Consider the following 4,355-nt stretch of genomic DNA (forward strand, 5'->3'; position numbering starts at 1 on the left):
ATTTTAACTCGTTCTCCTCATCGGTCGCTGAAGATTGTCAAAAACAAGTAGCAGGTAAATTAGTTTTTTTGCAAGCGATTATTATGTATTTTAACTATTCTCACTTGGCGCAAATTTAGCAAGTACTTCTGCTTCTGTTAAATTCAATGTTTGATTGGCAAATTCGTAATAGCTAGGTTTCATATCTATAAAGATTTGCTCCTCGAACTCAAATTCAACGCCATCCTGAAACAGACCTGCGGGGAGAAAATATTGACTGGTAGCGACTAATTTGTAGAAAATATGCGTACCGCATTCACCGCAAAAAGCCCGTTCGGCCCATTCTGAAGACTGGTACACTTTGAGTTTATCGATACCGTCGATTTGCACATCCGAGCCGCAAGATACGCCTAATGCTGGCCCGCCACCCCATCGCCGACACATCCCGCAATGACAAGCATCGATACTCTTTTTATCTGGCGTTCGGACAGTTATCGTACCGCAGAGACACTTACCTTCCATTTTTATCTCCTCTATTTTTAGCGATCGCTATCTAATTTTTACACGGAATATTACCCATTACCCGTCTGAGATAGACTTCCGATCGCAAATAATCGACTCTGGTTAAAATCTTATGTGGGATTACTCTCTACCTGTGTTTCAGACGATCTTAACTCGGTGGTGTAGCCTCTCCTGGGAGAATCGATCCTAGCATGGTACGCGATCGACAAGAGCAGATCGAGAGGCTTACTCTACATAGGTTGGAGCTACGATCGCCAGCCGAGCGCGAGCTGATGAGTTGCGGGCGACCGAATTATGACACAATAAACTCGACCGATGGTGCTGGCGATCGACATTCGATCGGAAAAAATATGGGTTTTGAGTTGATAGAAATCGATACTGAGTGGCTGGCAATAGCCATGTTTGCGGGCTTTTTTGCGATCTTGATGACTGGCTATCCCGTATCATTTTCCTTTGCTGGTACCGCGATCGTGTTTGGGCTGATCGGCTACATGATGGATGCCTTCGATCCCAGTCGGTTGTTATTGCTGCCGAATAATTGGTTCGGTACGATGTCTAACTTTACGCTCTTAGCCATTCCCTTTTTTGTCTTCCTGGGTTCCGTACTAGAAAAATCGGGCATCGCCGAAGAATTATTAGAAACGATCGGGATCGTGTTAGGCCCCGTGCGCGGCGGATTGGCATTAGCAGTAGTCCTAGTTGGTACCCTGTTAGCCGCGACGACAGGGGTGGTAGCCGCAACGGTAATTATTATGGGCACGCTCTCTTTGCCCGTGATGCTGCGGTATGGTTATGACAAACAATTAGCCGCTGGCGTCATCGTTGCTTCGGGCACCCTCGCCCAGTTGATTCCCCCTAGCTTGGTGTTATTAGTATTGAGCGATCAGTTGGGCGTGTCAGTGGGCGATTTGTTCTTAGGGGCATTAATTCCGGGGCTGATGTTATCGGCTTCCTATGCCGCCTACGTCTTGCTAGTCGCATATTTCAAACCCGACCTTGCCCCCGCCCTGCCTTTATCCGTCCGACAGATGGAAGGCACAGCTTTGGTCAAAAAGTGCATCAAAGCAGTTTTACCCCCCTTATTGCTGATTTTTGCCGTCTTGGGGAGCATTTTCTTTGGTCTAGCCACCCCGACTGAAGCAGGTGCGGTGGGAGCTGTCGGAGCTTGTTGCTTGGCGGCTCTCAATCGCAAACTCAATTGGCAATTGATTACTACAGCCGCTCACGCGACGGCGGTGGTATCGACGGTTGTGGTGATGATTTTGTTTTGCTCGTCGTTGTTTAGCCTTGTTTTTGATGCCCTCGGCGGCAAAGAATTAATCACCGAATTATTGGTCGATTTGCCCGGTGGTAAATTCGCTTTTTTAATTGTCAGTAATATTGTGATTTTTCTGCTGGGGGTTTTCCTCGAATTCATCGAAATTTGCTTTATTGCGATGCCCCTATTAGTCCCCGCCGCCCAGAAATTAGGGCTAGATATGGTCTGGTTCGGGGTGGTGATGGCCATTAACTTACAAACAGCTTTTATTTCACCACCCGTCGGTTTTTCGCTTTTTTATCTCCAAAGTGTCGCGCCCCCAGAACTCAAGACGATCGATATCCATAAAAGTGCGATCCCGTTTGTGGCGTTGCAATTTACGATGTTATTAATCGTAATGATTTTTCCGCAAACTGTGACTTGGTTGGTAAGTCTAGCAGCAAAACCAGTTTTGTGATTAATTAGTTTTTACCGACTTCGTTTGAGGTTGACTTACTCCCCAACCCCCTACAGAATCTATTGGAGATTTCTTTAGCAATGGGAAATCTCAAACTGGAATTAGTTGTAGAAGCAAACAGTGAAAGTTCAAAGCCACTGAATATCTGTCTGTCTAACGTTCCCAATCAACCGCCGCAGATCGCCTTCGCATCATAGCCGATTAACTCTCAGCGGTCGGCGTGCATGGGCGTTGTTATGCTTCCGTCACAGGTGCTTTCTCCACCAATCCAAAATTTGAGGGAAATGCAACATAGATAAAATGATCTGTCCATTGTCCGTTCTCATAATAAAACCCTTCTCGTATACACTCCTTTTTCATTCCTACGCTCTTAGCCAATGCGATCGACTGTTCGTTATCTAAATTAATCGCTGCTTCAATGCGATGATAATTTAGATCTTCAAATCCTGCAATCAATGCGACTCGAACAGCTTCTTTTCCAAAACCTTGCTGTTGATACTGATTATGAATGCTGTACCCCAAGTTCGCCCATTGATTCTCTTCGCGTCTGATAGTAGCAATATCAATGTTTCCTAAATGTTTATTCGTTTCTCGTGAAAATATTCCAAAAATGTAAACTTTATCTGACAATGCCAGTTTTTGATGGCGTTGACATAGTTCCAAGAACCATTGCAAATCACACCCCTCTAAATCCCTCTGCCCTGCATCATATTTGTGTTGATTTTTCAACCTACCTGAAAATCCGGCGTACCATGAATTGTAATCTTCTGGTTGTAGGGGGTGAAGAATCAGTCTTTCCGTTAAAAGTGTCAGATTCCAAGAAGTTTCACTCATGGTTGAGAAGTAGATAAAAACTTTAAAGGGCTAATTCAGGGAGTTAGCTTGAAATACATTCTAAATCGTTACTCTAGCTCATAGCTTCAGAACAGTTCAGTCTTAAACTCCAACAAGTAGTTTTAGACCACTGCCTTAAGCAGTAGCCTAGCCTGCATAACGAGGTGTCGGTTCCAACGAGTTTGTTATCCACACAGCGTTTGGATTTTAACATATATAAAAAATTATATGTTACGCTGTCGGCGATCGCTATATATTAAGCAGAAACTTTCTACCTATCCACCCAAATTCGGGTAGATAGACAGAAAAATTCAGCATATTTTCTACGCAAAAGCGGAAACTTTCCGCCGATCGTTCTATTTAAGGTGGATCTGCTCAATCTTTTAGATTATTGTAACATTAAGCAAAATTCGGCTCCTATAACAAGATCTGTAGGTTGGGTTGAGTAGTACGTTGGCGTAGCCTCTCGGAACGAGACAACCCAACTAACACACCAACTCTCCCGATTAAGATTTCAACTTGGCATAACTATAACGATCGAAACTAGCCGAATTGATATTATTCCAGGCATAGATCCGATCGCGAAATTGCTTCCATTCCCCAAAAATCCGCTGGAAATCGGCATCTTTGGCCGCAAAATTATCGTACAGTTCAAATGATGCCTTTTCTGCTGCTGCCAAAATCTCTGGACTATAGGATCGCAACTTCACACCATTTTTAATCAAACGTTGGAGAGCTTGATTATTCCGCGCATCGTAACGCGCTAGCATTGTCATATTGGCTTCAAAGGCCGCAGTTTGAACGGCAGCTTGGTAAGCGGGGGGGAGTTTCTGCCATTCCTTGAGGTTGATTTGCAGTTCTAGCGTTGGCCCTGGTTCCCACCAACCCGGATAATAGTAATATTCAGCAACTCTATTCAATCCCAATTTTTCGTCATCGTAAGGCCCCACCCACTCAGCCGCATCGATGGCTCCTGTCTGTAGGGCTTGAAAAATTTCGCTACCGGGGAGCGTTTGCACTGTAACGCCCAGTTTGGCCATCACTTGCCCGCCCAAGCCAGGAATCCGCATTTTTAAGCCTTGGAGATCGTTAATTGTCGAGATTTCCTTCCGAAACCAGCCTCCCATCTGACCGCCAGTATTACCCGCCGGAAATTGAATCACCCCAAACTTCCGCGCGTAGAGTTCTTGCAAAGATTTTAAACCCCCGCCCTCATACAGCCACGCATTTTGCTGTTGACCGTTCAAACCAAAGGGAATGCTAGTTCCAAACGCCGCTGCGGGAGTTTTGCCCACATAATAATAG

General features: G+C 45.1%; 5 protein-coding genes. 2 read left to right on the top strand and 3 right to left on the bottom strand.

Features of this window, described 5'->3' with window-relative positions:
- Nucleotides 1-90 precede the first annotated feature (90 nt).
- Nucleotides 91-501: a GFA family protein gene (locus tag C7B77_RS24940; RefSeq protein WP_106311284.1), complete on the bottom strand. Its 411-nt coding sequence runs from the start codon at nucleotides 499-501 to the stop codon at nucleotides 91-93.
- 350 nt (nucleotides 502-851) lie between these two features.
- On the opposite strand from C7B77_RS24940, the gene C7B77_RS24945 reads away from it, so the two are divergent.
- Both C7B77_RS24945 and C7B77_RS31535 read left to right on the top strand, forming a co-directional pair.
- Nucleotides 852-2,216, top strand: coding sequence for a TRAP transporter large permease (locus tag C7B77_RS24945; RefSeq protein WP_106311290.1), 1,365 nt, complete (start codon nucleotides 852-854; stop codon nucleotides 2,214-2,216).
- Between the two features lie 62 nt (nucleotides 2,217-2,278).
- Complete coding sequence (locus C7B77_RS31535; protein ID WP_281261388.1) at nucleotides 2,279-2,413, top strand: hypothetical protein; 135 nt, start codon at nucleotides 2,279-2,281, stop codon at nucleotides 2,411-2,413.
- 37 nt (nucleotides 2,414-2,450) lie between these two features.
- Here C7B77_RS31535 and C7B77_RS24950 read toward each other — a convergent pair whose 3' ends face one another.
- On the bottom strand, nucleotides 2,451-3,050 hold the full coding sequence (locus C7B77_RS24950; protein ID WP_106311287.1) for a GNAT family N-acetyltransferase: 600 nt from the start codon (nucleotides 3,048-3,050) through the stop codon (nucleotides 2,451-2,453).
- A 506-nt stretch (nucleotides 3,051-3,556) separates the two neighbouring features.
- A partial coding sequence (locus C7B77_RS24955) for a TRAP transporter substrate-binding protein (RefSeq protein WP_106311293.1) occupies nucleotides 3,557-4,355 on the bottom strand: 799 nt, incomplete at its 5' end.

Origin of the sequence: Chamaesiphon polymorphus CCALA 037, assembly GCF_003003845.1 — a bacterium.
GTDB lineage: Bacteria > Cyanobacteriota > Cyanobacteriia > Cyanobacteriales > Chamaesiphonaceae > Chamaesiphon > Chamaesiphon polymorphus.